17 protein-coding genes are annotated in these 16,686 nt (G+C 42.1%); 14 read left to right on the forward strand and 3 right to left on the reverse strand.

The annotated features are described in order from the left end of the window. Nucleotide 1 precedes the first annotated feature (1 nt). Nucleotides 2–943 carry an aldo/keto reductase gene (locus tag B1s21160_RS03165; protein ID WP_041888005.1) on the reverse strand — a complete coding sequence of 314 codons (942 nt, stop codon included), beginning with the start codon at nucleotides 941–943 and terminating at the stop codon, nucleotides 2–4. Then, nucleotides 925–1,077, reverse strand: coding sequence for a hypothetical protein (locus tag B1s21160_RS06440; protein WP_223297997.1), 153 nt, complete (start codon nucleotides 1,075–1,077; stop codon nucleotides 925–927). Before B1s21160_RS06440 ends, B1s21160_RS03165 begins: the two co-directional genes overlap by 19 nt. On the opposite strand from B1s21160_RS06440, the gene B1s21160_RS03170 reads away from it, so the two are divergent. Genes B1s21160_RS03170 through B1s21160_RS03200 form a run of 7 tightly spaced genes read left to right on the forward strand, consistent with a single transcriptional unit; the run spans nucleotide 1,029 to nucleotide 9,160 of the window. Continuing rightward, on the forward strand, nucleotides 1,029–1,667 hold the full coding sequence (locus tag B1s21160_RS03170) for a histidine phosphatase family protein (protein WP_236860959.1): 639 nt from the start codon (nucleotides 1,029–1,031) through the stop codon (nucleotides 1,665–1,667). The two genes, B1s21160_RS06440 and B1s21160_RS03170, sit on opposite strands and share 49 nt — an antisense overlap. Beyond that, entirely contained in the window at nucleotides 1,652–2,206 is a 555-nt protein-coding gene (locus tag B1s21160_RS03175) for an Rv2134c family protein (RefSeq protein WP_223297987.1), read from the forward strand. Before B1s21160_RS03170 ends, B1s21160_RS03175 begins: the two co-directional genes overlap by 16 nt. Then, complete coding sequence (locus B1s21160_RS03180) at nucleotides 2,203–2,898, forward strand: Rv2133c family protein (protein ID WP_041888008.1); 696 nt, start codon at nucleotides 2,203–2,205, stop codon at nucleotides 2,896–2,898. Before B1s21160_RS03175 ends, B1s21160_RS03180 begins: the two co-directional genes overlap by 4 nt. Before the next feature lie 16 nt (nucleotides 2,899–2,914). Next, the gene (locus tag B1s21160_RS03185) at nucleotides 2,915–4,138 is read left to right on the forward strand and encodes a class I tRNA ligase family protein (RefSeq protein WP_095672398.1); all 1,224 of its coding nucleotides are present in this window, start codon (nucleotides 2,915–2,917) and stop codon (nucleotides 4,136–4,138) included. Nucleotides 4,139–4,179: 41 nt separating this feature from the next. Beyond that, on the forward strand, nucleotides 4,180–7,653 hold the full coding sequence (gene metH, locus B1s21160_RS03190; RefSeq protein WP_095672399.1) for a methionine synthase: 3,474 nt from the start codon (nucleotides 4,180–4,182) through the stop codon (nucleotides 7,651–7,653). Further along, a complete protein-coding gene (locus B1s21160_RS03195; protein WP_095672400.1) occupies nucleotides 7,650–8,318 on the forward strand; it encodes an HAD family hydrolase in 669 nt (222 codons plus the stop codon). Before metH ends, B1s21160_RS03195 begins: the two co-directional genes overlap by 4 nt. Further along, nucleotides 8,315–9,160, forward strand: a complete 846-nt coding sequence (locus tag B1s21160_RS03200; RefSeq protein WP_095672401.1) for a tRNA (adenine-N1)-methyltransferase — start codon at nucleotides 8,315–8,317, stop codon at nucleotides 9,158–9,160. Before B1s21160_RS03195 ends, B1s21160_RS03200 begins: the two co-directional genes overlap by 4 nt. Here B1s21160_RS03200 and B1s21160_RS03205 read toward each other — a convergent pair whose 3' ends face one another. Then, nucleotides 9,161–9,580, reverse strand: coding sequence for an FKBP-type peptidyl-prolyl cis-trans isomerase (locus B1s21160_RS03205; RefSeq protein WP_095672904.1), 420 nt, complete (start codon nucleotides 9,578–9,580; stop codon nucleotides 9,161–9,163). A gap of 127 nt (nucleotides 9,581–9,707) precedes the next feature. Between B1s21160_RS03205 and B1s21160_RS03210 the strand changes: the two genes are divergently transcribed. Genes B1s21160_RS03210 through B1s21160_RS03240 form a run of 7 tightly spaced genes read left to right on the forward strand, consistent with a single transcriptional unit; the run spans nucleotide 9,708 to nucleotide 16,685 of the window. Next, entirely contained in the window at nucleotides 9,708–10,631 is a 924-nt protein-coding gene (locus tag B1s21160_RS03210; protein ID WP_095672402.1) for a helix-turn-helix transcriptional regulator, read from the forward strand. Then, nucleotides 10,624–11,532 carry a helix-turn-helix transcriptional regulator gene (locus B1s21160_RS03215; RefSeq protein WP_095672403.1) on the forward strand — a complete coding sequence of 303 codons (909 nt, stop codon included), beginning with the start codon at nucleotides 10,624–10,626 and terminating at the stop codon, nucleotides 11,530–11,532. The genes B1s21160_RS03210 and B1s21160_RS03215 overlap by 8 nt, the downstream gene beginning before the upstream one ends. Nucleotides 11,533–11,562: 30 nt before the next feature. Then, a complete protein-coding gene (gene tatA / locus B1s21160_RS03220; RefSeq protein ID WP_095672404.1) occupies nucleotides 11,563–11,754 on the forward strand; it encodes a Sec-independent protein translocase subunit TatA in 192 nt (63 codons plus the stop codon). Between the two features lie 5 nt (nucleotides 11,755–11,759). Continuing rightward, on the forward strand, nucleotides 11,760–12,566 hold the full coding sequence (gene tatC, locus B1s21160_RS03225) for a twin-arginine translocase subunit TatC (protein WP_095672405.1): 807 nt from the start codon (nucleotides 11,760–11,762) through the stop codon (nucleotides 12,564–12,566). Beyond that, entirely contained in the window at nucleotides 12,566–13,447 is an 882-nt protein-coding gene (locus tag B1s21160_RS03230) for a diacylglycerol/lipid kinase family protein (protein WP_095672406.1), read from the forward strand. The genes tatC and B1s21160_RS03230 overlap by 1 nt, the downstream gene beginning before the upstream one ends. After that, complete coding sequence (locus B1s21160_RS03235) at nucleotides 13,444–15,786, forward strand: DEAD/DEAH box helicase (protein ID WP_095672407.1); 2,343 nt, start codon at nucleotides 13,444–13,446, stop codon at nucleotides 15,784–15,786. The genes B1s21160_RS03230 and B1s21160_RS03235 overlap by 4 nt, the downstream gene beginning before the upstream one ends. Then, a complete protein-coding gene (locus tag B1s21160_RS03240) occupies nucleotides 15,783–16,685 on the forward strand; it encodes a 5'-3' exonuclease (RefSeq protein WP_095672408.1) in 903 nt (300 codons plus the stop codon). Before B1s21160_RS03235 ends, B1s21160_RS03240 begins: the two co-directional genes overlap by 4 nt. The last annotated feature ends 1 nt before the right edge of the window (nucleotide 16,686 follow it).

A 16,686-nucleotide genomic window follows, 5' to 3' on the forward strand; every position in this document is an offset into this window, starting at 1 on the left:
TTTAGTTAATTGAAACTTCATTTAGCACTTGTCGCATCGTCTCTGGCAAGCTGATTTGTTCGACAGTTAAAATCCCTCGCAATTGAGCGCCAGTTCTGGCGCCGATTAAAGCACTAGTAACGCCGGGTGCATCTCTCACCCATGCAAGTGCAACCTCAAGAGGTGAATAACCTAGTCCCTCGGCTACAACACATACGCATTCAACGATCTTTTTTGCTCGCTCCGATAAATATGGATCCACAAAATTTGCAAAGTGCGGAGAGGCACCTCTGGAGTCGGAGGGCACACCGCCACGATATTTGCCAGTTAGGACTCCACGCCCAAGTGGTGACCAAGCAAGAAATCCAAGATTTAGTGCACCAGTTGCTGGAATTACCTCATCTTCAGCTTTGCGATTTAATAAGGAGTATTCATTTTGTGCAGATGTAATAGCTGCTTTACCAAATATCGGATTCTGTAATGTAGTAGCACGTGCTAATTGCCATCCATTAAAGTTACACACACTTACATAACGTACTTTCCCAGAACTAGTTGCATAATCTAAAGCGGATAGTGTTTCCTCCAGTGGGGTAGTTGCATCCCAGTGATGTATCTGCCAAAGGTCAATATAATCGATGTTTAATCGGGATAATGATTTATCAAGATCTGAGATTAATTCATTGCGAGAGTTGTTTACCTGCCTGTTGCCATCTTTAAATGAAACACCGGCTTTAGTGGCAATAAACAACTGGTCTCGTTTAACCAATGCGCCAATGAAACCACCTAAAACACGTTCGGCATCGCCATCGCCATAAACTGCCGCAGTATCAATTAGATTTCCGCCAGCTTCAACAAACTCCTGTAACTGCTGCGCAGCCTCATTCTCATCGGTGTCTCTGCCCCATGTCATTGTGCCAAGACCAAGACGGGAGATTGATACTCCACCTAATTTGCGGCGTTCCATGGCTGGCAGGTTAGCAACAAGAGGTAGAAAAGATCGGTAACCTTGCCAAATGCCGATCCTCTATCTTCTGCGTCATGGCCAATCCGTGGCCAACTTGAAAGGGATATTGGCAGGCCAAGACGATACGGTGGCATTATCAAAAGTTGGCCAAAAACAAGCAAACTCGCTGACTTCCTACCTGGGAAGCATTAAGTTCGAAAAAGTTTTCTGTAGCCCACTCAAACGCTGTCTTCAAACTATTGACCCCTTCATGATCAGCAATCCAAAAATGAAGTTTGAATTTGAACCGCGGATTATTGAAATGGATTATGGCCTTTGGTCTGGTCGAAAATTGGCCACTCTGGCTCGAGATCGTCGCTGGAAAACTGTTCAAACAAAGCCTTCTGCATTCACCTTTCCGCAAGGGGAGAGCTTCAAGGGAATGCGAAAGCGCGTTCAATCGGTATTAGATGACTTATCAACTCAAAAAGGTCCATTTTTACTAGTAACTCATGGCGACATTATTAAGATGTTTATTGCCACCTGCCTTGACTTACCTATCGATAGATTTCAAAGTTTTATAGCCGAACCAGCCTCAATCACCACTATTAGCCTTGGAAATAAACGTAATACGATTTTGCAAATGAATTATAAATTAACTCCAACTGATCTGACTGGGTTCAAAGCAAATCACCTTGGTGGTGGCAATTCTCTTAAGAATCTTAAAAAATGGTGGCAGAAGTAGTGCCAAGGATTGTCTATCGCCACCAGCCGGCCACACGATTTATTGTCAGCGCAATAGGCGAACCGGGTCAGCGCCAATTTTTCCTACAAATTAAGTCAGAAGTTGGAATCAATGCTGTAACTCTTGAGAAAACTCAGGTTATGGCACTAACTGAAAGATTTGAAGAGCTGATAAGAGAACTTCGTCGTGGAAAAATGGCCTCGTTAGATGAAATTAATCTGACGCCAACTGAGGATAACGATCCTATGGAGCTACCCATTGAAGAGGATTTTAGGGTTGGTGTAATCAGTATTAGCTGGGAAGAGAATTTAGTCGTGGTAAATATTCAGGCAGCCACCGAGGATGATGAACTAATTTTAGATGATGTTGATTTTGGTCCAGACTTGATAATTGCCACGCTCAGAATTAATCAGATCAGGGGTTTTTGTGAAAGAGCCAAACGAATAGTAAATGCTGGCAGAGCTGCTTGCCCATTTTGCGCACTACCAGTAGATCCACTTGGTCACCTTTGTCCTAGGGCAAATGGATATCGCAGATGAGAGCAACTTTGGATTTGATAACAAATGGCGAGATGGTTGTGGTTGGCCGATTAGTTGATGCATCAAATGCCACATTATTAGCCCAGATCAAAGATTCTGATCCGAAAATTCAAGTGATATATAAACCAGTAGCGGGTGAGCGTCCATTGTGGGATTTTCCAGATGGCAGTTTAGCTCATCGGGAGTATGCAGCTTTTTTATTAAGCGATCTTGGTAATTTTAACTTGGTGCCTTTTACTGTGTTACGAAATGGTCCATTTGGTTTCGGAATGGTGCAGGAGTGGGTAGAGGTAGACGAAAATATTGATGTGGTTGATTACGGGCAGGGTACAGATAGTCAACTTCGTAGAATGGCATTATTTGATGCAATCATAAATAATACCGATCGAAAATTTGGTCATTTATTGATTAATAATGAAGGCTCCCTTAAAGGCTGTGACCATGGTGTTTGCTTCCATAGCGAAGACAAATTGCGCACAGTGATCTGGCAATTTGCAGAGCAGCCCTTTACAGAGGATGAATTTGAATTATTAAATGCACTAGCTCTGCTGGATCTAGATTCACATTTTGCGCCATATCTCACTGGCCAGGAGATTTCGGCACTAAAATCTCGCATCGATGGATTGAAGGCTTTGGGGAAGTTTCCATTACCTAGTGCAGAGTGGCCTGCAGTGCCTTGGCCTCCGGTCTAATGCGAGATAATTAGATATGAATAGTTGGCCTCGTAACTCCCTGCCAATTTTTACTGGTTTCAAATTCCCAGCCTTAAACCTCTTTGATTCAAATAAAGGCTTAGTCACCATATCTGCCCCCAGTGAATTTCGAATGTATGTATGTGGGATAACACCATACGATGCAACTCATCTAGGTCACGCTGCAACCTATCTTGCATTTGATTTGATAAATCGGTATCAAATTTTTGCTGGAGCTAAGGTCAATTTTATTGAAAATGTTACCGATATTGATGATCCATTGCTGGAACGAGCAAGGCGAGATAATTCAAGCTGGCGCAACCTGGCTGATACTCAAACCGAATTATTTAAATCAGACATGTCAGCTTTACGAATACTTCCACCAACAAATTTGGTGAAGGTTACTGAATCAATTCCTGTCATCGAGGGGTTTATCAAGAGATTGGATAAGAATGGATATTTGTATCAAATATCCGGTGATCACTACTTTTCGGTCGAGAAATTTCTATCTGGTTTACCAATTCCAGCCGACGACGCCATAAGAATATTCGCTGAACGTGGTGGTGATCCAAATCGTAAAGAAAAAAGGCATCCATTGGACCCATTGGTGTGGAGTGCTAATACCGCTGGTGAACCAGGTTGGGAAAGCAGTTTTGGCTATGGTCGACCAGGTTGGCATGTTGAATGCACAGCAATTGCTTGTCACTATTTAGATAAGGATTCAAATGATCCAATATTGCACCTGCAAGGTGGTGGATCTGATTTGATATTTCCACATCATTTCATGAGTGCCCAAATCGTAAAAGCTGCTTACGGAAGAGAGTTTGCGAAGTATTTCATTCACGCAGCCATGATTGGTTTTGATGGTGAAAAAATGAGTAAATCCAAGGGAAACTTGGTTTTTGTTTCGAAATTGCTCAGCGCTGGCACAGATCCAATGTTGATTCGGTGGGCCCTGCTGCAAGGTCATTATCAACAGGATCGCGAATGGAATGAAGATTTGCTGCAAGAGTCCAAAATGCAAATTGAAACTGTTCGAAAATCCCTTGCACGCAGTGAGGTTTGTGACGCAGAGAATTTGATTAATGGGATCATCAATGACCTCGCAAATAACCTCGATACCCCATCTGCCTTAAAGCGATTGATATCTTGGTCTGAGCAATCCATAAATTCTGGTTCAGTTAATCAAAGTGGCTTAGTATCTCGTGGCATCGATTCATTGTTAGGTTTAGCACTATAAATCAATGATTTAGCCTGATTAATTGCAGTAAACTAAGCCAAATGAATTCTCTGCGAAATGCACTATCTAAGCGTGTAGTAATAGCAGATGGCGCTATGGGAACAATGTTGCAAGCCCAAAATCCCAGCTTGGCGGATTTTCAAAATCATGAAGGATGCAATGAGATTCTCAATGTCACAAGGCCTGATATCGTGAAATTGGTTCACAGCAAATATCTGGAGGTTGGTGTTGATGCGATTGAAACCAATACATTTGGCGCAAATTTTGCCAATCTAGCTGAGTATGGAATTGAAGATCGGATATACGAATTGGCATTGGCTGGGGCAAAGATAGCCAGAGAGGTTGCGGACCAATTTTCTACAAAGGATAAACCAAGGTGGGTACTAGGTTCCCTTGGTCCCGGGACAAAACTGCCAACATTGGGACATACAACTTATGACTTATTAAAGGATGCTTATAAGACTGCCTCAGATGGTTTGATAAAAGGTGGTTGCGATGCACTTTTAATCGAAACTACTCAAGACTTACTGCAAGCTAAAGCTGCTACAAATGGTGCGCGAACCGCCATAGCAGAATCTAAAAAGGATATTGTGCTTATTGCGCAGGTGACAATTGAAACCAATGGCACGATGTTGATGGGCTCTGAAATTGGAGCCGCGTTAAATGCACTAGAACCAATTGGCATTGATCTAATTGGATTAAATTGCGCCACTGGTCCAGCAGAGATGAGTGAACATCTTCGAGTTTTAAGTAAAGGTGCTTCGATTGGTTTGTCCGTAATGCCTAATGCCGGCTTGCCAATTCTCGGCGATGGTGGTGCTCACTATCCGTTGACCCCGTCTGAATTAGCTAAATCGCTGAAGCAATTTGTTACTGATTATAAAGTAAATTTAATTGGTGGCTGTTGTGGGACAACTCCAGAGCATATGAAAGCAGTAGTAGAGGCGGTAAATGGATTGGCGTTGATAGAGCGTGAGATCAATCAAGAATTTGGTGCATCATCTTTGTATCAGTTTGCGCCATTTCGACAACAAAATACCTATCTTTCTATTGGAGAACGAACAAATGCCAATGGATCTCGCGCATTCAAAGATGCATTGCTCGCCGAAGATTGGCAAAGTTGTGTTGAAATAGCTAGAGATCAGATTAGAGATGGAGCGCATATGCTCGATCTGTCAGTTGATTACGTTGGTCGAGACGGCGTGGCAGATATGAAGGAACTGGCATTCCGTTTTGCTACTACTTCGACGCTACCAATTGTTTTGGATTCAACCGAGCCAGCAGTATTGGAGGCGGGACTAAAACAGCTTGGTGGGCGTTCAGTGATTAACTCTGTAAATTATGAGGATGGTGATGGCCCTACATCAAGATTTGCACGAATTATGCCCTTGGTTGTTGAACATGGTGCCGCGGTAATTGCGTTAACAATTGACGAAGAAGGACAGGCACGAGATGCAGAGTGGAAACTGAAAGTAGCACGTCGTTTGATTAATGATCTTACAAAAAAATGGGGGATGCGAGTTGAAGATATTTTGATTGATTGCCTCACTTTCCCGATCGCAACCGGCCAGGAAGAAACTAGGCGTGATGGCCTACAAACTATCGAGGCAATAAAGAGATTGAAGGCGGAGTTCCCAGCGGTTCAAACAACCTTAGGAGTGAGCAATGTTTCCTTCGGTTTAAATCCTGCCGCAAGAACTGTGCTTAACTCAGTATTTTTGGCTGAAGCGGTAAAAAATGGTTTGGACTCTGCAATAGTTCACCCCTCCAAAATAACTCCAATAAACAGAATTCCCCAAGAACAACTTGAAGTTGCACTTGATCTCATTTATGACCGCCGAAAAACAGATGAGTCTGGTAACACTACCTATGATCCGCTAACGAAGTTTTTGGATTTATTTGCAAATGTGCAAGTAACGACTACTAAAGAAAGCCGAGCTGCTGAATTGGCGGCCCTGCCGATGCAGGAGAGATTGCAACGCAGAATCATAGATGGTGAAAAAGTGGGCCTAGATGAAGATTTAAAAACTGCCATGGAATCAGGTTTGACTGCGCTGGTAATTATTAATGATTATTTGCTCGCAGGCATGAAGACGGTCGGTGAGTTATTCGGGAAAGGTGAGATGCAACTGCCCTTTGTTTTGCAGTCAGCTGAGGTAATGAAATCCGCAGTAGCTTTTCTAGAACCTTTCATTGAGAAAACAGATGATCAGGGTAGAGGCAAAATATTGCTTGCTACAGTCAAAGGAGATGTTCATGATATTGGAAAGAATCTAGTAGATATTATTTTGTCCAATAATGGATATGAAACTGTTAATATCGGTATTAAGCAGACAGTAAATCAGATCATTGATGCAGCTAATGAAAATAGCGTTGATGTAATTGGTATGTCTGGTCTTTTGGTTAAATCAACGGTTATCATGAAGGAAAATCTTCAGGAATTGGATTCCAGAGGACTAGGTAGTAAGTGGCCAGTGGTTTTAGGTGGAGCGGCACTCACCCGCTCCTTTGTTGAGCAGGATTTAAGTGAACAATTTAGTGGCACTGTTCGATACGCCAAAGATGCTTTTGAAGGATTGAAGTTAATGGAAACATTAATGGGAATTAAGCGGGGGGTACCTGGCGCTACCTTGCCACCATTAAAACCAAGAAGAACCGCCAAAACTAATCGTGATCAATCAGATTCTATAGATATTAAGCGCAGTGATGTCTCAGCGAGTAATCCGATTCCTGCTGCACCATTTTTGGGTTCTAGAGTTGTAAAGGGCATTGCACTTGCTGATTATGTTGGCATGTTAGATGAGCGAGCACTTTTTCTTGGCCAATGGGGTTTGAAGGGCGAAGATTTTGAAACTATGGCAAATGATAAAGGCCGCCCTCAGCTTAGATCCCTAATCAATGATGTTCAGTCAAAAGGATGGCTTAATGCTGCGGTTGTATACGGATATTACCCTTGTTACAGCGAAAATAATGATTTAGTAATTTTGCATCATGAGGGCGAATTGAAAGGTAAGGAGCGGGTAAGGTTCACTTTTCCTCGACAAAGTCGAGATCGCAGGTTGTGTTTAGCGGATTTCTTTCGTAATAAGGATTCGGGAGAAGTTGATGTTGTGAGTTTTCAAATAATCACAATGGGCCAGTCAATTAGTGAAGCGATAAATAAGTTGTTTAAAGAGAATCTCTATCGAGAGTATCTAGAGTTACACGGTCTTTCTGTTCAATTAACCGAGTCGTTAACCGAACATTGGCATGCTAGAACTCGAGAAGAGCTTGCAATAAATCAAGCCGATTCGAAAGATTTGAAAGAGATTTTCGATCAAGGTTATCAAGGTTCTAGGTACTCTTTTGGCTACCCAGCTTGTCCAGATCTTGAGCAACAGGTTCAACTATGTGACTTATTGGAACCGGCAAGAATTGGTGTTTCTCTCTCTGAAGAGTTCCAACTACATCCAGAGCAATCAACCTCCTCCATCGTCTTACACCACCCAGAAGCTAAGTACTTCAACGCCTCATGAGTGCAATTCTTTTTGATATGGATGGCACACTTATTGATTCTGAACCCATTTGGTTAGAGGCTGAAATTGAGGTTATGGCTGAGGTTGGTTGTAAATGGGACCAAGATGATCAAATCAATTGTTTAGGCGGCCCGATGGACCGAACTGAAAAATACATGCAGGAACGAAGTAAAAATGTGAAACCATATGGATATTTTGGAACAAGGCTTGAAGAGGTAATGGAGATTAAACTTGCTGAAAAATTGGAATTATTGCCCAATGCCTTAAATCTACTAATTCAGTGTCAAAATCTTTCGATTCCGACAGCGCTGGTAACTGCTAGTACCGGCAGGTTAATGAGATCAGTGCTAACTAGATTTCCTAAAGATATTTTCGGCGCAACCATCTCATGCGATGATGTGGTTAAAACTAAACCTGATCCTGCGCCATATTTATTTGCCGCAGAGAGATTAGCAGTTGATATTACTCAATGCGTGGTATTTGAAGATTCATTAACTGGCGTTGAATCTGCATTGCGATCTGGGGCACAGGTGGTGGGGATTCCACATCTGGTCACAATGCCATCTGACCCAAAGCTAAGAGTCATTGATTCACTTGCTCAGATTGACATCCAACAGATAATTTCTTGGTACCCCAACTTAAACAGTAAAGTCGTATCCAAATGATGGACCGTAGTTTTAAAAATGGAGATCGAGTTCAGTTAACAGATTCAAAAGGAAAGCTTTATTCGTTAACTTTGAATCCAGGTTCGGAGTGGCACACACATAAGGGTGTATTGAAACATGATGATCTGATTGGTTTACCTGAGGGATCAATCGTTGCAACAAGTGGTGAATTGAAATTCCAAGCTTTTAGACCACTCCTTGCAGATTATGTGCTTTCAATGCCCAGAGGTGCAACTATCGTTTATCCCAAAGATGCCGCGATGATAATTGGGATCGCAGATATTAAACCTGGAATTCGGGTTTTAGAGGCCGGTGTAGGTTCAGGTGCCTTAAGTATTTCAATCTTACGTGCTGTTGGTGAAAGTGGTCATTTACATTCTGTTGAAATTAGAGAAGATTTCGCCAAAATCTCTCAGGAAAATGTGCAGAATTACTTTGGCAACTTGCCTAAGAACTGGGTGTTAACAGTTGGAGCATTGCAGGAGCAAAAGCTAGACAATGATTATGATCGAGTGGTGCTAGACATGCTCTCACCCTGGGAGTGCGTGGAAACAGCGGCGCAGGCCTTGGTTCCCGGAGGAGTATTGATTTCTTATGTTGCTACTACAACTCAATTGTCAAAAATAGCTGAAGCGATAAAAGAGAACGGAAATTTCACTGAACCAGAGTCCAGTGAAACGATTGTTCGTGGTTGGCATCATGAGGGTTTAGCGGTCAGGCCGCAGCATCGAATTATTGGTCACACAGGATTTTTGATTTTTACGAGACGAGTGGCATCTGGTGTTCCGGTCCTGCAACGCCGTCGCCGGCCATCAAAGGGTTCTTACGGAGTTATTGAGTAATTAAGAGACAGCAATTAGATCTACAACAAAAACCAAAGTTTCATTTGGGCCTATAGCACCACCAGCTCCTTGAGCGCCGTAACCTAAATCCGGGGGAATGACTAACAACCTTCGTCCGCCCTCTTTCATTCCAGGAATTCCCTCTTGCCAACCAGCTATAACACCACTTAAAGGAAATGTTGCACTCTGACCGCGCTCCCATGAGGAGTCAGCAATCTGTCCAGCACTCCAAGTTACTAATGTGTAATGAACCTCAAGGGTGGAGTTTGCTAACGCTTCTTTACCGGTGCCAAGATAAATATCTTGCTTCTGCAACGTGGTTGGGGGAGTACCAGATGGTGTTCCAATAGTTGGTTTTTTGCCCTTATCTCCAGTGACTTGTGGAAGTGCAGAAGATGAATTTTGACCCTCATTTATCATTGGCTCTACCCCTCCGTCAGTTGTACAGGCTGTTAACAGCAGTATTGGCGCAACCAACAAGGCAAATTTGGAAGATTTTCGCACATCTAATCGTAGCAAAGATTTTCGTAATCGCTAGCCTATGCCTATGAGTGCGCAGAAAACTGAGCGGCTGATTAACTTGACCCTCGCCTTGCTTGCGACGAAAAAATATTTAACAAAAGCTGAGATTTTTACCACTGTAGCTGGTTATACCGGCACTCCTGAAACCATGGAACGAATGTTTGAAAGAGACAAAGATGAGTTGCGCGAATTGGGCATCGAGATTGAGGTGGGTGGGCTTGATCCGTTATTTGAAGATGACCTAGGTTATTTAATTAGAAGTGAAACTTTTCAACTAGATGTCAACCAGTTCGAAAATGAAGAGTTGCTGTATCTAACTATGTCTGTAAATCTTTGGCATAACTCTGCATTACAGGCCAACTCCAAGGCTGCCTTACTGAAAATCCAATCATTAAGTGGCCCAATTGAATCGGATGCAGTAAATCTGCCTGTCATTAGTGATACCGAGAACTCTAAAACCTTATCCACCGCTTTTGATTCTGTGGAAAAGCGATACGGCCTTAACTTCCAATACAAAGGCAGTGAACGAAATGTTCAACCCTATGGGCTTTATCTCCAAGATGGCTTTTGGTACCTAGTTGCCAAGGAAAAGGAGGACATTAAGTCTTTTAAGATGCAGCGGATTGAAGGAAAGTTAAGCAAAATTGGCAAGGAATTTGCCTTTATAAAGCCCGCAGAATTTGATCTAGCAATTTTTCTTGCGAAATCACGATTAGAAAAAAAAGAAGTCGCAGTTTTACGCGTGCGCAAAAATCAGGGACATGCACTTAGGAGTAAGTATTCGGTAATAGAAATTGACGATGAATGGGATCAGATGGATATTGAATATGGATTTGATCAAGAGATCATTCAAACAATTCTCTGGTATGGCCCAAATGTGTTGGTTGAAAAGCCAGAAAAATTACGATTAGAGATTAAATCTCGATTACAGGTGTTGGCAAATGGTTGAAACTGCAGCTATAAGAGCACTTCGCAGTATGGACTTAATCCCATTCGTTTTAGAAAATCCAGGGGTATCAATCGCGGAATTAGCTGAAAAATTTTCAGTCACACAGGAGCAAATTAAGAGCGATCTTCAACTTGTTTTCATGTGTGGCCTTCCGGGTTACACACCTTACGACTTGATTGATGTTGCATTTGAAGATGGGATTGTTTCGGTAATCGATCCACAGGTTTTAAATAGACCACGGAATTTTTCGAGTAATGAGATTGTCGTAATAGCGCTGGGGTTGAAGATGTTGATAGACATAAATCAAATGAACCCGACTGCTACTTCTAAATTAAAGAAACTATCGGAAAAGGTTGCAAAATTGGGTGGTAGTAATTCAATTTTAATGGCTGGAGATGTAAGTCAGGTCCCTTTTTTTGAGATCATATCGAAGGCTATTTCCCAACAACGTGTATTAAATCTGCAGTACCACTCATTAATTAAGGATCAAGTTACTAATCGTCTAGTTTTGCCGGAGAAATTATATTTTCTAAATGGAAGCCTATATTTGTTAGCAATGGATATTAACATTGATTCTGATCGAGTATTCAAGGTTGAGCTGATTAAGGAGTGTGAAATCGGCGCCCCAGCTAATGTGAAAAAGTCTGTTGCAGCACCGGTTGAAACAACTGTGATCTTAGATATCCAACGGGAAAACCAAAGTTTTATTGAACGAAATTCTTCGATAATCACCGCGATGGAGGAGCGGGGGAAATCAACCAGGGTACATTTGCAGGTGAGCAATCTTGAATGGATTATGCGAGCAGTTTTAAGTAATGCACCTGGTATTACGGTTATTTCGCCAGAATCCCTTGTCATTGAGATTAAAGAAACAGCAGGAGATTTACTCGCCTTGTACTAGGGCTAAATTGGCTTAGTGTAGTATTTGGGTATGAACGCATTTAAACCTTGGCACATTCTTGTTTTAGCGGTGGTTTTTTTAGTTCTTTTTGGGGCGAAAAGATTGCCGGATTCTGCTCGAGCACTTGGTAGATCGCTCCGTATTTTTAAAAGCGAGGTTCATGAAATGAATGAAGACGATAATAAGCGGGATAAAAAACCAGACTCAAGTTCTGAAAAATAGCTCATATGAGTAAACGCCGTGGCGACAAGATGCCACTGCTAGAACATGTTCGTGAGTTTCGAGATCGAATGCTCAAGTCAGTGTTGGCAATTGGATTGGGTGCGATCGTTGGTTGGATTTTGTATCAGCCCATAATCAGAATACTCACGTTGCCATTTTGTGATTTAGAAAAGTCTAGTTTGCCCAGTAATGAGCAATGCGGAGATTTGTATGTAAATGGGATTTTGGGTCCATTTAATTTGCAAGTCAAAATCGCTTTGCTCTCGGGAGTGATTTTTTCTGCTCCGGTATGGATCTACCAGCTTTGGGCATTCATCACACCGGCACTGCACAAGCGGGAACGTCGAGTTGCAATTATATTTGCAGCGATAGCATCTCCTTTGTTTGCTTCCGGCTCTTATCTTGCTTACCTTATTTTGCCGCACGCGGTTGATGTACTGCTTGGGTTCACACCAAATAATCTTGGTAATTTGGTGAGGTTTGATGAATACCTGGATTTCGTTCTACGTTTAATTCTCATATTCGGCATTGCATTCGTTTTGCCATTATTTTTGGTGGCATTAAATCTCTTGGGAGTTTTGTCAGGCGCCGCTATTTTGAGGCCGTGGCGAGTTGCTGTTTTTATCTGCTTCTTATTTACTGCCATTTTCACCCCTACGCCTGATCCGGTAACGATGATAGTGCTGGCAATACCCTTATGTATTCTTTATTTTGGAAGCGGAATCTTCGCCTTGCTAATTGATAAACGTCGAAAGAGAAATTCCGATGATCAGATTCAATCCACTGATATTGAAAAACCTGAAGCTTTGTAATGTGGCTCTTAGTTGTAAATCCAACAAGTGGTAAACATAAAGGATCAGAGCTTGCGCAAGAGTTAAGTTTTCTGCTCAAGTTGAACAATATTGGTTTCCAATTAATTGATTTTCCTGATCTACTACAAACAAAAAAATCGTTAGAAATGGCGATATCAAGTAGAGAATTTGGCACAGTGGTTGCGGTAGGAGGTGATGGTTTAGTAAATCTTTGTTTACAGCAAGTCGCTGATTCAAGCATTTCTCTAGCCGTCATTCCAGCCGGAACCGGTAATGATTTTGCAAGATCAATTGGATTTCATGGGAAAACAGTCAAGCAGATATTTCAAATACTCACACAACAGATGCCAAGCAGGATCGACCTTGGCAGTATTAAAACTAATCACGGAACAAAATGGTATGTGCAAGTACTAAGCACCGGTTTTGACGCCAAAGTAAATTCATTAGCGAATCGAATCACCTGGCTTCGAGGTAAATCAAAATACACAATTGCCATGCTGCTTATTCTTTCCAAGTTTAAGGCGCTTCCTTATAAGGTTGAGATTGATGGTGAGGTGGTCTCGCGGAAAGCAATGCTTGTATCAGTTGCAAATGGTCCAACATATGGTGGGGGAATGCGCATATGCCCTGGAGCATCAAATACCGATGGCGTCTTTGATATCTTAGTTGTGAGTCCCGTTTCCAAAATAGTTTTGCTTACTATATTTCCAAAGGTGTTCACTGGTAAACATATTTTTCATCCAAAGGTAGATGTCCTTCGAGGCAGTAATGTAAAAATTTCTGCACCCGGAAGTGCCTATGCAGATGGTGAATATATCGCAGAGCTACCGATCGAAATCAGTAATGTTAAAGGTGCATTAAGTACTTGGCACTCATTGTGACGCTTTCACCTTCAGAAAGCTACGCAAAGAGTAAGCAGGCGGGGAAGTTTCCTAAAACCCGCAAATTCTCGGAAGGTTTTCCTTTTGAACTAGACCAGTTTCAGATTGATGCCTGTCATGCATTAGAAAGTGGTAAAGGGGTATTAGTTGCTGCACCAACCGGTGCAGGTAAAACAATTGTTGGTGAATTTGCTGTTGATTTAGTCATAAATTCAGGTGGCAAATGCTTTTATACGACACCGATTAAAGCCCTTAGTAATCAAAAATACACCGAACTTGTTGCTAAATACGGTGAGGATCGAATAGGCCTGCTTACTGGTGACACTTCAGTAAATTCTGAAGCGCAAATAGTAGTTATGACTACGGAAATATTGAGAAATATGATTTATTCCAATTCACAAACAATTAATGATCTCAAGTATGTGGTTATGGATGAGGTGCATTACCTTGCCGATAAGTTTCGTGGCGCCGTTTGGGAGGAGATATTGATTCACCTCTCAGATGCAGTACAGATCATTTCACTTTCAGCGACTGTATCAAATGCTGAAGAGTTTGGTGAATGGTTGCAGACAGTTAGAGGAGAGACCGAGGTTATTGTAAGTGAAATAAGGCCAGTTCCACTTTATCAGCATGTACTTTTTGGTAATCGCTTATTGGATCTATTTGGAGAAAATCAAAAACTCAATCCTGAGTTAACCCGGTTAGAACGCGATACTTATCGTCAAGTTCGTGGAAATTGGCGCGATCGGCCGAAAGGTCCAAAACCCCTATCTAGATCTGAGATTATTGAAAAACTTGATCGTGAAAATCTGCTGCCGGCAATTACTTTCATTTTTTCTAGAAACAATTGCGATGCAGCTGTTAGGCAGTGTCTTGCCGCTGGAATTAAATTAACCAACACTGAAGAGAGATCTGAAATCCGATCAGTGATAGCTAGAAATATCAAGAATTTAGCGGAGGAGGATTTAGTAGTTCTTGGATATTATGAATGGGCTGATGCGTTAGAACGTGGGATTGCTGCCCATCACGCTGGATTACTACCAGCTTTTAAAGTGACTGTTGAGGAGTTATTTCAAAAAGGATATGTAAAGGCTGTGTTTGCGACAGAAACCTTGGCACTCGGAATTAATATGCCAGCGCGAACAGTAGTTCTAGAGAAATTGAGCAAATGGAACGGTGAGGCTCATGTGGCAATCTCACCAGGTGAGTACACACAATTGACTGGAAGAGCCGGTCGCCGAGGCATTGATATTGAGGGCAATGCGGTAATTCTTTGGAATAACGATTTGGACTCTACCTCTGTTGGTGGTTTAGCCTCAACTAGAACTTATCCACTGAAGAGTTCTTTCAAGCCAACATACAATATGAGTATTAATCTAATCTCACAATTTGGATCCGAAAGAGCTAGAACCTCCTTGGAATCCTCACTAGCCCAGTTTCAAGCCGACAAAGCGGTAGTAGGTCTTGCGAAGCAAATACGCAAGAATGAAAAATTGCGGGATGAGTTATATCAGCAGGCAAAATGCCATCTTGGAGATTTTATGCAGTACTCAGAGATGCGATCTCAAATTAAGAAGTTGGAGAGTGATAACAAGCGAAGCAAACGTAAGCGGCATGAAATCGAGGAAGAGATTGGAAACATTCGCAAACTTCTAAAGAATCATGCTTGTCACAGTTGTCCAGATCGAGAGAATCACTCCAGATTTGCAGAACGAGCTCAGAGGCTACAGCGAGAAATTGATGGACTGACCGAGCGCATTAACTCTCGCACAAATGTTATCGCGAAGAGATTTGATTTGATTAAGGTTATTCTTGACAAGTTTGGATATATAAAAGCTGATGAAATTGCTAAATCAGGAAAAATGTTGGCAAAGATATATGGTGAAACTGATTTGCTTGTTGCTGAGACTGTACAAGCTGGCATTTTAAATACTCTCACACCTGCTGACCTTGTCGCGGTTGTTTCTACCTATGTTTATGAGTCAAGAAATGAAGAAGCGGCTAAAGTTCCCCGTGGAGAGGTTGCAGTTGCATTAGCATCGATTTCCAAAATTTATGCAAAAATACATGAGGCGGAGAGTGAATTAAATTTAGAGCCGATGCGAGCACCCGATTTCGGTTTCTGTTGGGCTTCACAAAAATGGGCGGCTGGTCAATCACTCACCTCCATTTTGAAAGGAAGTGATTTGACTGTGGGCGATTTCGTTAGGTCAATGAAGCAAATAATTGATTTGCTGCGCCAGTTAAGAGCTGCAGCGCCGCAATTACAACCCATTATCGATCAATCGCTGACAAAGATTGATCGTGGGGTTATTACCTACGCCGGAGCGGCTGTATGACATTAATGCTTTTGGATAGTGCATCGCTTTGGTATCGGGCATATTTTGGTATGCCAGACACATTACTTTCGCCAAAAGGTGAGCCAGTCAATGCGATTCGCGGCTACCTCGATATGACATCTCGATTGTTGGTTAAGTATCAGCCAAAAAGATTGGTTGCTTGTTTGGAGGGTGATTGGCGCCCATCATGGAGGGTCGAGCTGTTTCCTGATTACAAACTAAATCGATTAGATGAGGAGGGTGAAGAGGAGGAGCCAGACACACTTGGGCCTCAAATTCCCATTTTGCTAGAGGTGTTAGATGCACTAGGGATTGCGGTTCTAGGAGTTGATGATTATGAAGCTGATGATTTAATAGCAACTTTTAGTACTAAACAAAAAGGCCCTATTCGTATTGTTACTGGAGACCGAGATCTATTTCAATTAGTTGATGATCAAAAAGATGTAAAAGTGATTTATCTGGCAAAAGGTATTTCTAATCACGATTTGGTTGATCTGCAATGGATTAGTAAGAAGTATGAGATACCGGGGGAGCGATACGGATTATTTGCCATGATTCGCGGGGACTCATCTGATGGACTACCAGGTATCAGGGGAATTGGTGAAAAAGGGGCTGCCAATATTGCTAATCAATTTTCCACCCTAAGTGAGGTAATGAAAGCTGCAGCAGCTGGAGATGAGCGTTTAACTCCAAATTTGTGTAAAAAACTTCTTGCGAGCAAAGATTATGCTGCAATAGCGTACAAATTAGTAAGTTGCGCCACCGATATTGCTCTGCCCCAAATGAGCATAGATCTCCCAGGTAAACCTAAATCAATGGAGAAGATATCGGCACTAAAAGAGGAGCACGGTTTAGGAACAAGTATTGATCGAATAGTAAGTGCGTTGGGTTGGAATTGAT

The sequence above is a fragment of the Candidatus Nanopelagicus hibericus genome (assembly GCF_002288005.1).
Classification (GTDB): domain Bacteria; phylum Actinomycetota; class Actinomycetes; order Nanopelagicales; family Nanopelagicaceae; genus Nanopelagicus; species Nanopelagicus hibericus.